This window comes from uncultured Paraglaciecola sp., from assembly GCF_937123705.1.
In the GTDB taxonomy this organism is placed as follows: domain Bacteria; phylum Pseudomonadota; class Gammaproteobacteria; order Enterobacterales; family Alteromonadaceae; genus Paraglaciecola.
The window spans coordinates 92,572-111,100 of record NZ_CAKZKO010000004.1; the positions used below are offsets into that span (position 1 = coordinate 92,572).

Genomic DNA, 18,529 nt, shown 5'->3' on the forward strand with positions numbered 1-18,529 from the left:
GCTTTGTCAGCGATATCTTGCCACCAGGGCAAAAAATTACCGTTACTTTTTAATTCTTTTAGTCGTCACAGGTTTAGCATAGTTTGTTGCACGACTGGGCCGACTAGGCTTTGACATTTTGCCACTGTTTCGGTGAGTATTACGATAAGTCACATTTCTACGATAGTAGCGAGGGTAATACATGTGATGACTTGGCCATACATGTAGGTTATTTACCTCTATTCGTTGTACGTTTTTCCATAAGTAGTATCCCTTAACCATTGCAGTTGGGAATGTATATTCATGTTCACCCACTAGACCTTTTTCTAAGCCATTTAGTTGTGCGGTGAACGTCATAAGACGCCCTACCTGATACACCATAGGATCTAAAAAGCCTTTAACACTTATGCGAAAACGCCCCATACTCTCTTCGTTTGTTCTAGGGCGACCATAACTTGTCAAAGGATAGGAAACCATTTCAAAAATCGTTGAATCAGGTTTATTTTCAACTTTTGCTATCGCGCCCCCCCACCGTAACAGCTTACCTTTCGTCTGCTCGGCGTTAGAACGAGCATTTTCATAGGTAACTAATTGGGTATTATCTTCAAGTTTAAGCTTTTCGGGGAAAGTCGAGCACCCCGCCAAAAACAACGCGCTCAATAATGCACAGATACGAATATTCATAATTATCCTTAGATCGATAAACAGCAACAACCAATTTGGTATTGTTATTTATAGTAACTGAACAGCTACTGAATTTTAATGTTAATTTTATATCTATTATCAGAAGAAATAGATCAAACGAAAGTATCTACACCGAGTAGTAATTGAATGCCTTGGCGCTGTTGCTCCTTCGCTACGCTTTGGTAAGCGGCAATAGCCGATTTTTCATTGAGGCTATGACCACTAGTTGAACTTGCTTGTTGATTAAAAGTCGCCGCTTTGTCAAAGGATTCACTATCTCCAGCGCGAACAATTGAAACTTGGGCAGTTTGCGAATGGTCATTATGGTTTTTGACAGACTTAGCAATACTGGTCTTATCCCGCGAGGAACGGGCAATGTCAGATGCTTTAAATGAAGATAATGACTCGATACTCAACAACTTTCCTAATCTAATGTAACCATAATAAACAAACCTGTGGCTTTATAGTTATTTCAAGCATTGTTTATTCAAGAATTGTTCCATTTACCAAAAGATTTACTCAAAGCGGCTATCTTGATTATTTATTCTCTTCCTGGCAGCTTCTTCCACGTGACTTTGTCACGCAAATAAACAGGCTGGATATCTTCTACTGCCACCGCCTTTTCTGCTTTTATTAATACTTTAGCTAAGGGCAGCATGTATAAAGCATTGGGGTATAAGATATCCGCTAACACCTCAATATTTTTAGTGTTATTAAGCTGTGGATACGCCTGCCAGCCAGTGCCTACGCCAAGTGTCTTACCATTATCACTAAATATTTGTGCGCACTTTTCTGGTGCTAACACTTGTTCTTCGCCCATTAGCGTCATGACATTTTGTTGTACCTGATATTGACCAAAATACACTTCTGCCATGCGAGCATCTATCACCGCTGTAAAGTGATTACCTTGATGTTGCATAAATGCTTGTTGCGCCATAGTTGCTAAAGTGGATATGCCTACAACTTTTAGTTCGGCCCCAAGTGCCAGTCCTTGGATCACGCCTGTGGCAATGCGAACGCCTGTAAAGCTACCAGGACCACGCCCGAAGCCTAAGACGTCCACTTCTTGAAGACTGATATTGGCTTCTGTCAATACCTCATCAATCATAGGTAATATGCGCTGACTGTGTTGTTGAGGACATATTTCAAAGCGATGAAAGGTTTGTTTATTCACCTCAAGCGCAACAGAGCACGCTTCAGTTGCGGTATCAATAACTAGAATATTCATGATTGGGCCTCAATTTCATCGGTTTCGCTATGGATATTGTGTAGAAAATTCACAGCTTTTTCTAAGTCACGGGTGCGATGCATATCTGGCAAACTGCCCATAAAGGTTTTGCCATAATCTTTCGTTACTAATCTATTATCACAAATCACTAACACACCTTTATCGGTTTCGTCTCGAATAAGTCGTCCTGCCCCTTGTTTTAAGGCAATAGCCGCCTGAGGGATTTGCAATTGTGAAAATGGATTGCCACCTTTTTTACGACAATCTTCAATCCTTGCCTGTAACAATGGGTCGTCTGGTGAAGCAAAAGGTAACTTGTCTATTAACACACAGGTTAAATCGTCACCACGCACGTCTACCCCCTCCCAAAAAGCACCAGTGCCTAAGAGCACCGCGTCTTTGTTTTCTACATAGCTGTCTAGCAAAGCCCGTTTCGTCGTTGAACCTTGCACTAATATGGGGTTATCTATTTTATCTTGTAACTGTTCAGCAATGGCATTAAGGGTGGCATGACTGGTAAACAGCAAAAAGCAACGACCTCTGCTCGCATTCACTAAGGTCACCGAAATATCGAGCAGTGTAGCGCGCATTTCACGGGCGTTAGGCTCAGGCAAAAAACGCGGCACACATAACATGGCCTGCTTAGGGTAATCAAAAGGGCTATCTAGAGATAATGTAGCTGCGTTGTTTAAACCCATTTGACGTTGAAAGTGACTAAACCCTCCATCCACCATTAACGTGGCAGAGGTGAATACCCAACTACGTTTAGGCTCTGCAATAAAGTCTGCAAATTTTTGCGCAATGCTAAGTGGGGTTAAGTGCAGCACTATATGACGCATAGTCGTTTCATACCAAAGACTCACTCCTAGCTGAGTGACATCGGTTAAGCGAGTTAATTTCCCTTTTGCTTCGGATACACGTTCAAAAATATTATCTAGATCTTTGTCTCTACCTAGATGTAATTTAAGGACTTCATACAGGATATTGAGCCCATCGGTTAACTTACTGATCTGCATTTGCACATCATCCCGCGACAACATAAGTCGCCAATTTCCTTTAGCGGGAGTTTCGGGAAATAATATGCGTAAATCTGCCGCAATCATTTTGCATTTTTCAGCGGCACTTTGCAGTTGTTTGGCATCCTTAAGGGAAGTGCGATACACCACTTCCACATCTCGGCTTATATCCTGCATTTGCCTACTTGAAAAGGTTTCTCCAAAATACTCACTGGCAATATCGGGGATTTGGTGAGCTTCATCAAATATCACCAAGTCTGCTTCAGGGATCAATTCACCAAAACCTGTATCTTTTAACGCCATATCGGCAAAAAACAAATGATGATTAACCACTACTAGGTCTGCATCTAATGCCTTACGACGGGCTTTAACCATATAACAGTCTTCAAAATCAGGGCAGTCTTTGCCTAGACAGTTATCTGCGGTTGACGTCACAAAAGGCAACACCTTAGCGTCTTCCGGTAATGACTTCATATCGCCCATATCACCGGATTTTGTGCCAGAGGCCCATTCCCGCACTTGAGAAAGTTGTGTCAGGGTTTCTCTGTCGACTAAGGTGCTATTGCCACTATGCTGTCTTAAACGGTGCAAACACAAATAGTTAGCTCGTCCTTTTAACAAAGCCGTTTTACTATTTGAAGCGAGTGCTTTTTTTATCAGTGGTAAATCACGGTGAAATAGTTGCTCTTGTAGGTTCTTAGTGCCAGTCGAAACAATGGTTTTTCTTTCGGACAACAGAGCAGGTGCTAAATAGGCAAAGGTTTTTCCTGTGCCTGTTCCGGCTTCAACAATGAGCGGCGCTTTATTCTTTATGGTGTTTTCAACGGCAATCGCCATATCTGTCTGAGCTTGGCGTGGCACAAAGCCATCAATGGCTTCTGAAAGTTTGCCATCGGCAACAAACAAATTAGATGTTTTGGACATAACGCCTTAAAAAATATTGAGATGTAATAACTAAGCAGGCGATTATGCCAAAAAGTAAAACAACTAAACACAACTTCCCTTGCCTATTTTTGTTTTCATGTTATTTTTTGCGACAAATTATTTAAGAGTCTTTGTTATGCCTAAAGCCAGTGAAATTAAAAAGAACGCCGCCGTTGAACATAACGGCAAAACTTACCTAGTTAAAGACATCAATAAGCTGACTCCAAGTGGGCGAGCCGGCGCCAGTTTATATCGGATGCGTCTATATGAAGTAGGCACTGGCGCAAAAGCAGATGAGAGTTTTAAAGCCGATGAAATGCTCAATTTAGTGGATTTTCAACGCAATAAAGTGAGTTTTTCATATCTTGACGGCGACGAATATGTGTTTATGGATGACGAAGATTATACCTCTTACTTTTTAGGTGCCGACACCATCAGTGAAGAGCGCCCTTTTATTACTGAAGATACTAAAGGGCTGCAAGTATTATTAGTAGAAGAAAAGCCGGTGGGCATTGAACTGCCTGCATCTGTTGATTTGCTTATAACAGAAACCGATCCGTCAATTAAAGGTGCATCAGCCAGTGCTCGCACTAAACCTGCCACACTATCTACAGGCTTAGTGGTGCAAGTGCCTGAATACATCGCCAGTGGTGAAAAAATCAAAGTAAATACCGCTGAAAGCAAATTTATGGGGCGGGCTGACTCTTAATATGTCCGCGCCAAGGTATCCAAGATAGCCAAAGCGCACCATCGCACAAAATAGGTGCCAACAAGAACAGATTCTAGCGCGCCTTTTTTGTGTACTCACTCTTTTAAACACTATGCTCTTGAAACAAACTAAGCATTTGGGTTTCATTTATAATTTCCACACCTAAATCTTGTGCTTTGGTTAATTTTGACCCCGCCTTTTCACCTGCAACCACACAACTGGTTTTAGCCGAAACACTGCCTGCCACTTTTGCGCCTAAACTTTGTAATTTTACTTTTGCAGTGCCACGATCCATCTGTTGTAACGTGCCGGTTAATACGTAGGTCTGTCCGGCTAAGGGTAAATCGCCGGTTTCAATCTTCTCAATTTTAGGCCAAGTAATGCCTAATGCGAGTAGTTCATCTATGACTTGCAGATTATGTGTCTCTGAAAAAAAGTTAACTAGATGCTGTGCCACAATCGCGCCAACATCGTTGACTTCTTTAAGGCTTTCAATAGTCGCTTGTTTAATTTTCTCTAAATCACAGTAATGGGCGGCTATATTAGCAGCAGTGGCTTCGCCTACCTCACGAATTCCTAGTGAATACAAAAACTTAGCTAAGGTGGTATGTTTACTTTTATCAAGAGAAGAAAGTAAATTTGCAGCTGATTTTTCGCCCATACGCTCTAAACTAGCGATTTGTACAATATCTAATTTAAAGAAATCTGCGGGGGTGTTGACCAACTTTTGATCAACTAATTGTTCTATAATTTTGTCCCCTAGGCCATCAATATCAAAGGCTTTACGAGAAGCGAAATGCTTCATTGACTCCTTCAGTTGGGCAGCGCAATAAAGTCCCCCCGTACATCTGGCGACGGCTTCGTCTTCTAGCTTTTCTATATTTGAGTCGCAAACTGGGCAAGTGGCGGGGAACACTATTTCTCGCGCATCTTCTGAGCGTTTTTCGAGGATAACCGAAACCACCTGCGGGATCACATCTCCTGCCCTTCTGATGATGACAGTATCCCCCACTTTTAAACCGAGGCGCTGTATTTCATCCTGATTATGTAAAGTAGCATTAGACACGGTTACGCCACCAACAAATACTGGCGCAAGTCTGGCCACAGGTGTAATGGCACCGGTTCTGCCCACTTGAAATTCAACATCTTGCACCACAGTCATTTCTTCTTGGGCAGGGAATTTGTGTGCAATAGCCCAGCGCGGCGCTCGTGCAACAAAGCCAAGTGTTTGTTGTAACGCAATATTGTCGACTTTAAACACTACTCCATCTATATCGTAATTTAGAGTGTCTCGAATAGCGCCTATGTGCTGATAATAATCTAAGCATGCCTCTGCCCCTTGCGCTACCTGTAGTTCTTTACTTAAAGGTAACCCCCATTCACTGAGTTGTTTTAATCTGCCTGAATGGCTATCAGCCAATGGGGATGCTTCGTTTTCTACTAATCCCAATGAATAACTAAAAAACAATAAAGGCCGTTTGGCGGTAATACGTGAGTCTAATTGTCGTAAGCTGCCTGCTGCTGCATTACGTGGATTAGCAAACACTTTTTTGTCTTGTTGTTGCTGGCTTTTATTTAACTTGGCAAAGCCATCTCGGGTCATAATCACCTCGCCGCGCACTTCCAAACGCTGCGGGTAACTGTCGCCCCGTAGCGTTAAGGGCACATTACGAATGGTGCGCACATTGGCAGTAATATTCTCTCCAACCTTACCGTCACCTCGAGTAGCACCGCGAACTAGTTTGCCGTTTTCATATAATAAACTAACCGCTAATCCATCTAGTTTTGGCTCGCAACTATAATGAATTTCAGCAGTATCTTTAAGCCTGTCTTGCATACGTTTTTCAAAGGCAATAAAAGACTCTCTATCAAATGCGTTATCTAAGGACAACATGGGTACTTCATGCTCAACCTGTTGAAATTCAGGTAGCGGCATATCGCCCACTTTTTGACTGGGTGAGTCTGCAGTCAATAGTTCTGGATACCGCTGTTCAATAGCTTGCAACGCTTGCATTTGCCGATCGTATTCGGCATCAGGTACGCTGGGGTTATCTAACACATAATATTGATAGTTGTACTCTGCAATACTGGTTTTAAGTGAATCGAGCTGGTCTAAAGTGTCTTGTGAGGCTGCCATAAAAGCATTCCAATGAAAAATGAAGTGATGTGTTGCCCTAAACTATTGTTCTAGGGCAAGGTAAACTGAACAAACTTAGCCTTTAATTAGGCGTTGGCGTTCAAATTCTCGAATTTTTTCTACATATAGTTGCAGACTTTGCTTGGTCAATGCCACGCGGCTGCCATCGTATATTTGCGCTGAAAATTCCTCAGCAATTTTACGGGCGGCATTGTGCATCATGTTAAAGACCTGATGGGGATCACCTTCTATGGGTAAGATCATAAACAAGGATATACCTTGAGTTGTAAAGTTTTCAAGATTATCAATATCAAAATTACCGGGTTTGAACATGTTGGCTAAACTAAACAACACAGGCCCTTTACCGTTAGAATTAACATGGCGGTGAAAAATATCCTGATCGCCAAATTTAAAACCCAAAGTCAGTAACATAGGTAATAAAGCCGCACCTGGGATCGGATTATCTTCTGCCGATTTAACATTAAGTACCAATACTTCTTGAAGTTGCTCTGCTTCCGTTTTAGTGGTTGCTTGTTGTTTCACTTCTTCTTTAGGCATTGACTCAACAACAGGTTGCTCATCAAAGTCGATTCGCATTTGATCTTCGGTAATTTTAGGCTCGCGACGTTTTCTGACTGTGTCGGCCTTTTTGCGTTTAACTAAATTGCGGGCCTGTTCTGATAAGCTCAATTTTTCTGCCAAAGTAACATGCGGCTTTTCAACGACGGGAGTTGTATTAGCTGCACTCGCTATATCAACCTGCTTATTCAGGTTGTCAGGATTTGTTGTGTCTTTCTTTAATAAAAATGGTGGCGGCTCCGGCGCTTGATATTCATCATTTTCCGTCGCACTGCTGCTTAGTTCAGTTGTGGATTGCAAGGTAGATGGCTGTTGAGCCGAGGTTTTTGCTTTCTCTTGTTGAGATATTGCCACAGTTTCTGCCGCCAAAGAGTTATATTTTGCTGCATATTCAGGTTTGGGTTGGGTCACAACCGAGGCGTAAATTTTACTGCTTGAAGGTTCTGGTTTTGGCTCAGGCTCTTGCATTGGCTCAGTTGGGATCTCAGTATCGGCTATAGTTTCAATTGGTGTTTCAGCCTCCACTTTAGGCTCACGAGAAACCACCCTTACCGCGCCTAAGCCAAGATCATCAAACTCATCTGTTATTGGTGTTAGCTCAGATACATCAGGCAAATCGTCATCAATTTTCATATCAAAATTGATATCTGCGCCAGCTGACATATGGTCGTTTACATCCTTTGATTCATCAAAATTTTTATCGTCAGACTGCCAACCTGATGGCTGATATTCTTGATCGCTTTGCTGTTTATTGGTTTGGTTTTTGTTCTCACTGTTCTTTCGAGACAGCCAAATACCATGAACCGCCAGTCCCACAATCACCAAACTGCCTATAACTAATAACGACCAACGTAAACCATCTGCTTCCATTTAACTTACTCGTACTTCTATATTATGTATTAAAAAAGGGCTCATGCATTTTGTACTTAAGCCTGCGCAATGGCCACGGCTTCATCAACATCAACGGCTACCATTCGTGACACGCCTGGCTCTGCCATAGTCACCCCAGTTAAATGGGTCGCCATTTCCATGGCTATCTTATTGTGCGTGATAAAAATAAACTGCACTGTTTTTGACATTTCTGACACTAGCTTACAAAAACGTGCCACGTTTGCATCATCAAGGGGCGCATCCACCTCATCTAACAAACAAAATGGTGCTGGGTTTAATCTAAAAATGGCAAACACTAATGATAAAGCGGTCAGCGCCTTTTCACCACCAGAAAGTAAATGGATTGTGCTGTTTTTCTTGCCCGGCGGCCTGGCCATAATTGTCACACCTGTTTCGAGTAGATCATCATCAGTTAGTTCAAGGTACGCCATTCCGCCACCAAAGACCTTAGGAAACAACAATTTTAAGTCATCGTTCACTTGGTCAAAAGTTTCCTTAAATCGTGAGCGCGTTTCTTTGTCGATTTTGCGAATGGCCTGTTCTAATATATCTAGAGCAGCCACTAAATCGTCATTTTGGTCATCAAGATGTTGCTTACGCTGAGCCTGTACATCATATTCTTCAACGGCCGCTAAATTTACCGCACCTAATCTCGCCACTGCTTGACTGGTTTTATCAAGCAAATTTTGCCAGTTTTTTTCATCGGCATCTTCAGGCAAAGTATCTAATACGGACTTAAGGTTTTGTTGCATCTCTTGTAATTGATCCAGAACGCCTTTTGCCCTAACGCGATAACCTTCACATTCGAGTTTATAACTCTGTAACTCGCCGAGCATAGATTGAATCTTTTCAGTCACGCCCAACTGGCCTTTTTCAGCCAAACTGAGTTTTTCATCAATCATAAGCAGCTGTTCATTGTGCTGTTGTTGCTGCTTATCCCATTCTGTTTTTTGTTGCAACATGCTTTGTAAGCTTTGTTGTTGATCTTCAAGTGGTAAGGTCAACTCTAAGCCTTCAGCCTTAAGCAGACCTAACTTTTCCTGCATATCATCAAGTAGTTGCGATTCTCGCTGCTGATTAGACATTAAAGCTTGATACTGGTTTTGTAAGCTGTGTAAATGTAAATCCAATTGATGATGGGTATTTTTTGCCCCGTCTAACTGCGTTCTTAAATTCGCTAAATTTTGCTGTTGTTGCTCGGTTTGTTGTTGAAACGCATCTTGTTGCTGATGTAATTCCTCAACCGCTTGCTCTAACTCTTCAGCTTGCAGGGCGAGCTCCTCAAGTTGCTGTTGCTCTTGTTCAAAGGTATCTTGTTGTCGCAATAATTCTTCGGAAAGCCGCGCATTTCTTGCACTACTCTGCTGTTGCTGCTGAGTTAGTAATTGTCTTTGATTCTGCCGTTGTTGTAAGTTGAGCTTGAGCTGGCTTTGTTGCTGCATACATTGTTCTGCGTTTTGTTTGGTAACGACAAGCGTTTCTTCAGCCTCATTTACGGCTAAATCTGCCTCACCCAAACGCTGAACAACCTGCTCAAGCTGCCCCTCAAGTTGTTTAATTTGATTAGCCCGTTGTAACAACCCACTTTGTTGTTGAGTATTACCCACTAACATCCAGCCATGTCCTAACCAGTAGCCGTCTTGGGTAACAACACTTTGATAATTTTCAAGCTGCTCTAAGATGATCAGCCCTTGTTGAACATTGTCGGCAAACATTATGTCAGTTAACCAAGGTACCACAGTATTATTGTTTAACTTACCTGCAATACTATTTTCCAAAATGTGGGCTTGGCTATTTTTAACGAAGCTGTCTTTAAACATCCAAGCTGATCCAGACAATTCAACGAGAGTATGGTGACTGACGCTTTGATCTAAAGTCAAAGCACCTTGCCAATGCTGAGTTATGGTTTCAAATGCCAACTCCCAACCATGCTGAATATCGAGTGTTTGCCACCAAATCTGGCTATCAAGTTGCTGCTTAACAATAAACTCTTGGGTGTTTTCTGTTAGTTCGCTGCTTTGTTGCAGGGCATTTAGTGCCGCTAATTGAGCTTCAAGGCTTTGTGACTCACCCTTAATTTGCGTCTGGTTTTGTAAGGCTTGCTTTAAACTGAGCTCTGCTTGGCGGTGCAAAGTTGTGCTTTGTTCTGCCTGCTGGTTACTGTCTTCAGCTTGCTCTTCAAGTATCAGGATATCTTCTTGGCAGGTTTCTATTTGCTTAATCAGCTCATCATCAGAAACCTCAGTTAATTCGTCCTTTATCTCACCCATACGTTGCTGAGTGCGCATTTGCATGGCCATCAAAGATTGAATTTTGCCGTGGCAATTCTGTGCTTGTTGTTTACCTTGGTTATATTCTAGGAATTGATTTCGACCTTGGTTTTGCTGCTGGGTAAACTGCTCTTCGGCTTCGACTAGGGCATCTTGTGCCTGTTCGACCCCTTCTTTTGTTAGCTGTTTTTCTGGCTCTGCTAGAACAATTTGCTCGGACAAGCTGTCAATTTCGGCGACATTCTGCTGTTGATGCATTTTATTATCGTTAATAGCGCTTTGCAGTTGCAGCGTCTCTTGCTCAATTTTTTGCCGTCTTTGTTTAACATGAATTTGGTTTTGTTCGACTCGACTAATATCGGTACTGATTTTATAAATTTGTTGCTGTACATCTACCAACTGCTGCTTACAGTCTTGCTGCTGTTGTTTGAATTGTGTGATGTCTTTTTCTTCATTACGCTGAGACGCAACGTAGGCTTCAATATCTGCGTCTCGTTGCATGATATCAGCTTCAAGAGCTGTGATTTTTTTATTGTGCTGTAACCAGCGCAGCGCCGCTAATTCGGCTTTATAGCGCCGCTCATTTTGTTTTAGCTCTTTATAGCGTTTAGCGGCAGTCGCTTGACGTTGCAGTTTTTCTAGTTGTTGACCGAGTTCACCTCGTACATCTTCTAAACGCTCTAAGTTCTCTTTAGTGTGACGAATTCGGGTTTCGGTTTCGCGGCGACGTTCCTTGTATTTCGACACCCCAGCGGCTTCTTCAATAAAGACTCTGAGTTCTTGAGGCTTGGACTCTATCAAACGAGAGATCATGCCTTGCTCAATAATCGCATAACTACGGGGGCCTAGCCCAGTGCCTAAAAACAAGTCAGTAACATCGCGACGGCGACATTTAGTATTGTTTAAAAGGTAACTCGATTGTGATTCTTTAGTAACAATGCGTTTTACCGATAACTCATTATAACCCGCATACTCCCCTTGAATGCGACCAGAAGAATTATCAAACACCAGCTCAACGCTACATTGGGAAACCGCTTTGCGCGCCGTTGAACCATTAAAAATGACGTCTGTCATGGCATCGCCACGGAGGTTTTTAGCCGAGCTTTCACCTAATACCCAGCGCACCGCATCAATCACATTGGATTTGCCACAGCCATTAGGCCCGACTACCGCAGTCATTTCATCTGGAAAAGGGATAGTGGTAGGGTCAACAAAAGATTTAAACCCAGCCAACTTTATTTTTTTTAAGCGCATATAAAGGTGGAGTTATTCCGAAAATTGTTATTATTTTTGTGTTTCAGAGATTGAATGTACCAAAAGTCATCAAGTGTCACAATTGACGTTTTGATCCCAACGGCTAGTTACGTATACTGCATCCCAGAACATTTCAAAAAATGGTTGTTTTTCATTCGCTTAATTGCGTCCAAAACAGACAGTTATACAGGTGCTACATGGATTATTTTTTCCAAGGTTATAGCTTAATTACCACCAAAGGATTAAAACGTTTTGTGTTTTTTCCTTTGGCCATCAATCTTATTTTATTTTCTATCGGTTTCTACTTTTTATTTGGTGAAATCAGTAGCAGCATAGTGTGGTTAACCGACCTTATTCCCGATTGGGAATGGTTAGCTTGGTTAAAAACGGGCTTAAGTTATATTATTTGGCCCATTGCCGTTATCACTATTTTATTAGTATTCGCCTTAATATTTGGCACCCTAGCCAATTGGATAGCCGCGCCTTTTAATGGATTATTGGCCGAGAAAGTCGAACTACATCTTACTGGTCAGCCCATGAGTGATACGGGCTTATTGGATGTTATCAAAGATATACCTCGTACTTTAGGGCGCGAATTTGCAAAGCTCACTTATTACATTCCACGTGCCATTGGCTTTTTGTTATTGTTTTTTATGTTACCTGTCATTGGCCAAGTATTGTGGTTCTTATTTTCTGCTTGGATGATGGCAATACAGTATTGCGATTACCCTTGTGATAATCACAAAGTATCTTTTAGGGATATGAAAAGGGCACTACAAGCCACCCGTACTCAAAGTTTTAGTTTTGGGATAGCTGTGAGTGTATTTTCACTGATCCCTATAGTGAACTTTTTAGTAATGCCTGTTGCTGTATGCGGTGCCACGGCTTTTTGGGTAGATGAGCTACAAGACCACGTTTAAGTATCCCGTCATTTTTCTGTTACCCAAGCCAATAGTGTGTTGGCTGCAATCGGCGGTTTTTGTTCTGTCCTTAGAGGAGTTTTATCACTTAGCTGAGAGATCAATTGACTGATCTTTTGGTTGACGGGGCAAGCCATTTCCAACGTTTTGGCATGCTTTAAAATTGCCCCATTTATATGCTCAATTTCAGTGGGTTTGCCTTGAGACACGTCCCACCACATAGATGAGCGCACTTGAGGATCAATGGCTAACATCTTGTTCGCCACGCGGTTAAAAATAAAATTAGGCAGCCGCAGGACTTTAGGTATGTTGTGGGCTGAAATGGAGGTGACTTTTGGCAGGGCTATCCCTAAGGCATCCACTACTTGCAACAATTCACTCATCAATAAAGCAATGACCTTGCGATAACTGCGCTGCTGTAACATGGCTTTAACGGGAATATCGGCAAGAGCATTAATGCTATTGCCAAGGTTTAACTGTAATTTCGCCCACAATAAGGAATCCATATCATTAGTAGCCTTGACTGGTAACAAGACTGATTCAATCCGATTGATAATTGAACTAACTAAATCATAGGATTGGGCATGATATTCAAGTGTCATAGCGCCTTCTGAGCCTCGGTGGTAATGCCCATCTGCCAATTCAGCCACATTAAAGGGCACCATAACACGCAAAACGAGGTTATCTGGGTAGGCCTGCTTAACAATGGCATCGGATCCTAAGCCATTCTGGCAACAAAAAATAACAGTATGTTTATTCACAAAAGGGGCGATATCTTCCATGGCTTGCTCTACCCCAGTACATTTAACTGTTAACCATAAAAAATCGGCGGTTTCATAGTGTTGAGTATCACTTCCAAGTTGCTGACTACTTAGCAATTCCAATGAGTCCACAACGACTTGATTTTCAAGATAATCGGTTAACCGTATCCCCGATTTAAGTTTATGTTTGACACTTGGGCGGCATATTAATCTTGTGGGCAATCCCAAAGAGGTCAGCACTGCCCCTAAATAACATCCAATTAACCCTGCACCGAATATAAGTTGTTGTTTACTTGAAAAATCGTCTGTCATTAGGTGTCAATCATTATTAAAAAGGTAATTACTCACACGTTATCACAAAGCATATCTTTTGCCCTTGGATAAATTCACATACAATACTGGCCCCTTTGCAACTGTTGTAAAAAGTGTCATTTTGGGATTTATGAAAACGCCATTATTATCTCGTATAAGCCAATTCTGTTGGTTATTTTTTCCGCCTCTCATTTTGGCAATTTCAATATTTAGCCTGTATTTTTATTATTCTGAGTTGATCTCAGGTTATTTAGTTAATCTGTGGTGGATGAGTTACGCCAGTTTAGCATTGGCGGCAATCATTGCATGGCAATTTGGTCGCAGTCGATTGGTGTACGCTTGTTTACTGTTACTATTACTTACCCTTGATAAGCAATTGACGTTACCGGCAGAACTACTAGACGTGAGTTACGGTGGTATATTGTTAAGTTTGTTGTTTTTATTGTATAGCCGAGACAAAGGATTTTCTGTGGTTAATTTAAGCTTTAGTGTAGCTATATTAACGGCACTATTTGCGTTCAGTTGGCTAGCATTACCACTACTACAAGCTGCCAGCCAAGTATGGTTAAGCAGTCTCGATAGTATTTTACTAAAAGTATGGCCAAGTGTTCGCGCCTATATCACGCCTTTTAATGGCGTTTTGTTAGTGTTAGCACTGCTACTAGGTTTGATACGTCTGCTAGCAAAAATCGACAACACTCACAATGGCTTGTTTTTTGCTCTAGGATTAAGTGCCCTCATCTATAGCTATGATGATGCAATCGTTACCTTGATAGGCATTATCAGCTTAGCCAGCTTGTTTTGTTACTCAGTGCTTAAAGATAGCTTTACTATGGCGTTTAAGGACGAACTAACAGGGATCCCCTCTAGGCGAGCTTTGATGCAGTATGTACAAACCTTAGGCCGTAAATACACAGTCGTGATGTCGGATATTGACCATTTTAAAAAGTTTAACGATACCTACGGCCATGATGTAGGTGATGAGGTATTAAAGCTTGTGGCCAGCAAGCTCAATAAAGTGATGGGAGGCGGTAAGACATTTCGCTTTGGTGGCGAGGAATTTGTTATTGTTTTTCCACGTAAAACAACGACTGAGGTATTACCTTTTGTGGAAATAGTGCGTCAAACCATAGCCGATTACGATATCGCCCTAAGATCCAAGCCTCGACCAGCAAAACCCAAAAAATCCGTAGCCAAAAAATTATTAACAAAAAGTCCTGTAACTAAAAAGTCACCTAAAAATAAAGTGGTCAAAGTGACAAGCAGTTTTGGGGTAGCGCATCGCACTAAAGAACATGCAGATTTTAGCGGCATCATGAAGCAAGCAGACATCGCTTTATACGCCGCCAAAAAAGCCGGAAGAAACTGCGTAAAGGTAGCGCAGCAGTGAGTATTAGCCTGTGAATGATCATAAGCCCAAAAAAATACTAGTACTGGGTTATGTGTGGCCAGAGCCAAACTCATCGGCCGCCGGCAGCCATATGCTGAGCTTGCTCACCCTGTTTGTGCGCCAAGGTTGGCAGGTGACCTTTGCCAGTCCCGCCCTAAAAGGTGACCATAAAGTTGATCTAAGAGAACTTGGTATAGAGGAACAATCAATAAACCTTAACTGCAGTAGTTTCGATGACTTCGTAACTAAACTTGATCCCAATATAGTGTTATTCGATCGTTTTATGCTTGAAGAACAATTTGGCTGGCGCGTGGCCAAACATTGCCCTAAGGCGCTGCGTATATTAGATACCGAAGATTTACACTCGCTACGTCATGCTAGGCGTCAAGCATTAAAACAAAGCAGGCCACTATCCACAGCTGATTTTAATAGCGAATTAGCAAAACGCGAAGTAGCTGCTATTTTTAGATGCGATTTAAGTCTAATTATTTCCGACTTTGAATTAGCACTACTAAAAAACCATTATGCCGTGCCTGAACATATCCTAGTGCACTGCCCTTTTATGCTCGACTTACAACACTTTACAGCATCTGATATTAGCTATTGCGACAGGCAACATTTTGTCAGTATTGGCAATTTTCGCCATGAGCCAAATTGGGATGCGGTACTCTTTTTAAAACAACATATTTGGCCGTTAATTCGCAAGCAGTTACCTAAAGCTGAACTGCATATCTACGGTGCTTACCCACCGCCTAAAGCCACACAATTACATAACCCCAAACAAGGTTTTTTAGTGAAAGGATGGGCAGAAGACGCAAAACAAGTGATGCAACAAGCAAGAGTTTGCCTTGCCCCCTTACGTTTTGGTGCGGGTATTAAAGGCAAGTTAGCGGAAGCGATGTGGTGTGGTACACCAAATGTCACCACTCACATTGGCACTGAAGGCATGCTAATGGGGTTAGATTGGTCTGGGTTAACCACAGATTTAACGCGGTTTGAAGATCAAACTGGCAGTGCCATAGATTTTGCTAGTCAAGCTGTAGAGCTTTATCAAAACGAAGAGTTATGGCAGCAAAAACAACAAAATGGTTATCTACTTATTGAAAGCAATTTTGACAAAACTCTAATTCAAGAAAAGTTACTTGCCCGTATCACTGAGATAGAAATAAACCTAGACACACACCGAGAGCATAACTTTATCGGGCAAATGTTGCAGCACCACCAGCTAAAAAGCACCCAATATATGGCACAATGGATAGAAGCTAAAAACAATCGATAAATTCTAACAAAGGACACAAACCACTATGATGTATTCCACTACTAAAATGCTAATTGTGACGTTTTTAATCGGTGCAAGCTTTTCCGGTTATGCCCATGACTTACAACAGCCAGCAAAGCCAAACAATCAAGTGACTGCTCCAATCTACCAGTTGTTTGATGCCATGGGAGCCCATGATCAGGATAAGATACTGGCACAATTTACCGATAATGCCTTGCTACAACGCATCACTGCAAAAGGCAAAATTATTGACTCTGACGTGAACAAATTTGCCCTCAGCATCAGTAAAAATACCGCTAAACTAGATGAGCATTTATTAGAGATAACTATCCATCAACAAAATGAACTCGCCAGTGTGTGGACACCTTTTGCCTTTTATCTTAATGATAAGCTCAGTCATTGTGGTAGCAATAGTTTTCAACTCGTACAAATTAATGGCGAATGGAAAATTCACTACCTCATTGATGTGACCTACCAAGGTGATTGTCAGGCTTTTGTAGAGAAATATAAGTCATAGGGAGTGACTCTGGCAATATTCGTTTATTTTGCCTACAACAGCACTCAAACCATTACCCCGAGATTGGCTTAGGTGTTTAGCTAAATGTAACTCTGCCAAGTAGTCTGCTAGGTTAAACGCCAAGACTTGCTTGGCTGTTTTGCCTGACAAGGCCTCAAATACTACAGCCAACAAACCACGGACAATTTTGCTCGGTGAATCCCCTTCAAGCACCAGCTTATCTGCATCCAAGTAACACCTTATCCACACTTGGCTTTCACAGCCCTGCACGGCTGTTGTAGCGGTTTTATATTGCTGTGGTAGCCTCACTAAATTTTTGCCCGCCAACATAAGTTGTCGGTATGTTTGATCCCAGCCTTTTGCCTGTTTAATTGATTCGGCAATGGGCGCTAGTTCCCCTTGTTTGTGCTTTAGCACGTTATTTTCAGTGACAATTTGAGTGTTCGGCTCAGTTAACAAACCAATGCACTCAATAAGTGCATGGCCAAAAATGTTAATTTCTTCAAGGTTATTATACGCCGCTAAAGACACCCTAATTGTGCCGTCTATATCTAAGGCACTCATTAAAGGCATGGCGCAGTGATCCCCTACCCTTACCGCAATATTACGTTTATCTAATAGCACCGCTAGATCGTAGGGATTAACACCTTGCACAGTAAAAGACTGCACACAAATACTGTTATTGTTGTCGCCCCACAACTTCACTTTGGGGATGGCCAACAAAGTAGCCAACAATGCTTGATACAAATTGTGCTCATGCTCAATCATGCTATTTCGATGGACCTGAATAAACTCACTCGCTCGAGCTAACCCTAACACCCCGGCAATATTGGGGGTGCCCGCTTCAAACTTTAAAGGCGGTGGTTGGAAGGTAGTTTTCGCAAAACTCACTTGCTGGATCATTTCACCGCCTAATTGGTAGGGCGGCAATTGTTCGAGTAAGGCGTATTTGCCATACAAAACACCCATACCCGTTGGGCCAAACATCTTATGCCCACTAAACACATAAAAATCACAATCTAACTGCTGCACATTCACAGCTAGATGGCTGACGGCTTGAGTTCCGTCAATAAAGGTTAACGCCCCTACTTTTTTGGCTTTAGCAATCAGCGCTTCAATTGGATTGATATTCCCTAGGGCATTTGAGACATGGCCTATGGCTACTAAAGCGGTATTGTCGCTAATTAAATCCAGTGATGCTTGTAGCTTTAACACGCCATGGGGATCCACGGGCATCACGTCGAGTTTAAGGTCAAGGGCCTCTGCTATTTGCTGCCAAGGCACAATGTTGGCGTGATGTTCCAACGCTGAGACTACAATCCTATCACCCGCTTTAAAATAATTGTTAGCTAATCCACTCGCCACAAGGTTAATGCTTTCGGTCGCGCCTTTTGTCCATACAATTTCTTTGTGACTCTTCGCGCCAATAAACTGCTGGATAGTGCTGCGGGATTGCTCAAACTGTTCGGTAACACTGGCCGCTAGATGATGGCTAGAGCGGTGTACGTTCACCGAACGCTCTTGGTAATATTGCTGGGTGATATCGATAACCAACTGCAACTTTTGGCTAGTAGCGGCGCTATCCAAATACACATAAGGCTCTGATTGAGTATTAGAAAAAAAAGGAAAATGAGGGCGAAAAATATTACTTGGCATGGACAAATTAAAACTATTAAATA

14 protein-coding genes are annotated in these 18,529 nt (G+C 42.1%); 5 read left to right on the forward strand and 9 right to left on the reverse strand.

Annotation, left to right across the window (positions count from 1 at the left end; genetic code table 11):
- Window positions 1-42: 42 nt before the first annotated feature.
- The 4 genes from Q0688_RS00625 to Q0688_RS00640 form a co-directional block, all read right to left on the reverse strand.
- Window positions 43-663, reverse strand: coding sequence for a Slp family lipoprotein (locus Q0688_RS00625; RefSeq protein WP_299071692.1), 621 nt, complete (start codon window positions 661-663; stop codon window positions 43-45).
- 113 nt (window positions 664-776) lie between these two features.
- A complete protein-coding gene (locus Q0688_RS00630; protein WP_299071695.1) occupies window positions 777-1,079 on the reverse strand; it encodes a hypothetical protein in 303 nt (100 codons plus the stop codon).
- 125 nt (window positions 1,080-1,204) lie between these two features.
- Window positions 1,205-1,891 (reverse strand): tRNA (adenosine(37)-N6)-threonylcarbamoyltransferase complex dimerization subunit type 1 TsaB, encoded by a 687-nt coding sequence (gene tsaB / locus Q0688_RS00635; RefSeq protein ID WP_299071698.1) that lies wholly within the window; start codon window positions 1,889-1,891, stop codon window positions 1,205-1,207.
- Window positions 1,888-3,831 (reverse strand): ATP-dependent DNA helicase, encoded by a 1,944-nt coding sequence (locus Q0688_RS00640; RefSeq protein ID WP_299071703.1) that lies wholly within the window; start codon window positions 3,829-3,831, stop codon window positions 1,888-1,890. The genes tsaB and Q0688_RS00640 overlap by 4 nt, the downstream gene beginning before the upstream one ends.
- A gap of 136 nt (window positions 3,832-3,967) precedes the next feature.
- Here Q0688_RS00640 and yeiP point away from each other — a divergent pair, with 136 nt between their 5' ends.
- The gene (yeiP, locus tag Q0688_RS00645) at window positions 3,968-4,540 is read left to right on the forward strand and encodes an elongation factor P-like protein YeiP (RefSeq protein ID WP_299071706.1); all 573 of its coding nucleotides are present in this window, start codon (window positions 3,968-3,970) and stop codon (window positions 4,538-4,540) included.
- Between the two features lie 103 nt (window positions 4,541-4,643).
- Here yeiP and ligA read toward each other — a convergent pair whose 3' ends face one another.
- The 3 genes from ligA to smc all read right to left on the reverse strand — a co-directional run bounded on the left by ligA (window position 4,644) and on the right by smc (window position 11,671).
- Window positions 4,644-6,677: an NAD-dependent DNA ligase LigA gene (ligA, locus tag Q0688_RS00650; protein ID WP_299071708.1), complete on the reverse strand. Its 2,034-nt coding sequence runs from the start codon at window positions 6,675-6,677 to the stop codon at window positions 4,644-4,646.
- Between the two features lie 75 nt (window positions 6,678-6,752).
- The gene (zipA, locus tag Q0688_RS00655) at window positions 6,753-8,126 is read right to left on the reverse strand and encodes a cell division protein ZipA (RefSeq protein WP_299071710.1); all 1,374 of its coding nucleotides are present in this window, start codon (window positions 8,124-8,126) and stop codon (window positions 6,753-6,755) included.
- A 56-nt stretch (window positions 8,127-8,182) separates the two neighbouring features.
- Window positions 8,183-11,671 carry a chromosome segregation protein SMC gene (smc, locus tag Q0688_RS00660; protein ID WP_299071714.1) on the reverse strand — a complete coding sequence of 1,163 codons (3,489 nt, stop codon included), beginning with the start codon at window positions 11,669-11,671 and terminating at the stop codon, window positions 8,183-8,185.
- Between the two features lie 197 nt (window positions 11,672-11,868).
- Between smc and cysZ the strand changes: the two genes are divergently transcribed.
- Window positions 11,869-12,591: a sulfate transporter CysZ gene (gene cysZ / locus Q0688_RS00665; RefSeq protein ID WP_299071718.1), complete on the forward strand. Its 723-nt coding sequence runs from the start codon at window positions 11,869-11,871 to the stop codon at window positions 12,589-12,591.
- A gap of 8 nt (window positions 12,592-12,599) precedes the next feature.
- Here the strand turns inward: cysZ and Q0688_RS00670 are convergent, their stop codons facing one another.
- The gene (locus tag Q0688_RS00670) at window positions 12,600-13,664 is read right to left on the reverse strand and encodes a 2-dehydropantoate 2-reductase (RefSeq protein WP_299071721.1); all 1,065 of its coding nucleotides are present in this window, start codon (window positions 13,662-13,664) and stop codon (window positions 12,600-12,602) included.
- Between the two features lie 130 nt (window positions 13,665-13,794).
- Between Q0688_RS00670 and Q0688_RS00675 the strand changes: the two genes are divergently transcribed.
- From Q0688_RS00675 to Q0688_RS00685, 3 genes are all read left to right on the forward strand, one after another.
- The gene (locus tag Q0688_RS00675; protein ID WP_299071723.1) at window positions 13,795-15,054 is read left to right on the forward strand and encodes a GGDEF domain-containing protein; all 1,260 of its coding nucleotides are present in this window, start codon (window positions 13,795-13,797) and stop codon (window positions 15,052-15,054) included.
- A gap of 91 nt (window positions 15,055-15,145) precedes the next feature.
- A complete protein-coding gene (locus Q0688_RS00680; protein ID WP_299071862.1) occupies window positions 15,146-16,333 on the forward strand; it encodes a glycosyltransferase family 4 protein in 1,188 nt (395 codons plus the stop codon).
- 25 nt (window positions 16,334-16,358) lie between these two features.
- The gene (locus Q0688_RS00685; protein ID WP_299071725.1) at window positions 16,359-16,850 is read left to right on the forward strand and encodes a hypothetical protein; all 492 of its coding nucleotides are present in this window, start codon (window positions 16,359-16,361) and stop codon (window positions 16,848-16,850) included.
- Here the strand turns inward: Q0688_RS00685 and Q0688_RS00690 are convergent.
- Window positions 16,845-18,506 (reverse strand): SufS family cysteine desulfurase, encoded by a 1,662-nt coding sequence (locus tag Q0688_RS00690; protein ID WP_299071728.1) that lies wholly within the window; start codon window positions 18,504-18,506, stop codon window positions 16,845-16,847. The genes Q0688_RS00685 and Q0688_RS00690 overlap by 6 nt on opposite strands.
- Between the last annotated feature and the right edge of the window lie 23 nt (window positions 18,507-18,529).

Bases quoted from the DNA above. Each gene is read 5' to 3' on its own strand.
- Q0688_RS00625 (WP_299071692.1), bottom strand. From the start codon at position 663: ATGAATATTCGTATCTGTGCATTATTGAGCGCGTTGTTTTTGGCGGGG.
- tsaB (WP_299071698.1), bottom strand. From the start codon at position 1,891: ATGAATATTCTAGTTATTGATACCGCAACTGAAGCGTGCTCTGTTGCG.
- Q0688_RS00640 (WP_299071703.1), bottom strand. From the start codon at position 3,831: ATGTCCAAAACATCTAATTTGTTTGTTGCCGATGGCAAACTTTCAGAA.
- yeiP (WP_299071706.1), top strand. From the start codon at position 3,968: ATGCCTAAAGCCAGTGAAATTAAAAAGAACGCCGCCGTTGAACATAAC.
- ligA (WP_299071708.1), bottom strand. From the start codon at position 6,677: ATGGCAGCCTCACAAGACACTTTAGACCAGCTCGATTCACTTAAAACC.
- zipA (WP_299071710.1), bottom strand. From the start codon at position 8,126: ATGGAAGCAGATGGTTTACGTTGGTCGTTATTAGTTATAGGCAGTTTG.
- smc (WP_299071714.1), bottom strand. From the start codon at position 11,671: ATGCGCTTAAAAAAAATAAAGTTGGCTGGGTTTAAATCTTTTGTTGAC.
- cysZ (WP_299071718.1), top strand. From the start codon at position 11,869: ATGGATTATTTTTTCCAAGGTTATAGCTTAATTACCACCAAAGGATTA.
- Q0688_RS00670 (WP_299071721.1), bottom strand. From the start codon at position 13,664: ATGACAGACGATTTTTCAAGTAAACAACAACTTATATTCGGTGCAGGG.
- Q0688_RS00675 (WP_299071723.1), top strand. From the start codon at position 13,795: ATGAAAACGCCATTATTATCTCGTATAAGCCAATTCTGTTGGTTATTT.
- Q0688_RS00680 (WP_299071862.1), top strand. From the start codon at position 15,146: ATGCTGAGCTTGCTCACCCTGTTTGTGCGCCAAGGTTGGCAGGTGACC.
- Q0688_RS00685 (WP_299071725.1), top strand. From the start codon at position 16,359: ATGATGTATTCCACTACTAAAATGCTAATTGTGACGTTTTTAATCGGT.
- Q0688_RS00690 (WP_299071728.1), bottom strand. From the start codon at position 18,506: ATGCCAAGTAATATTTTTCGCCCTCATTTTCCTTTTTTTTCTAATACT.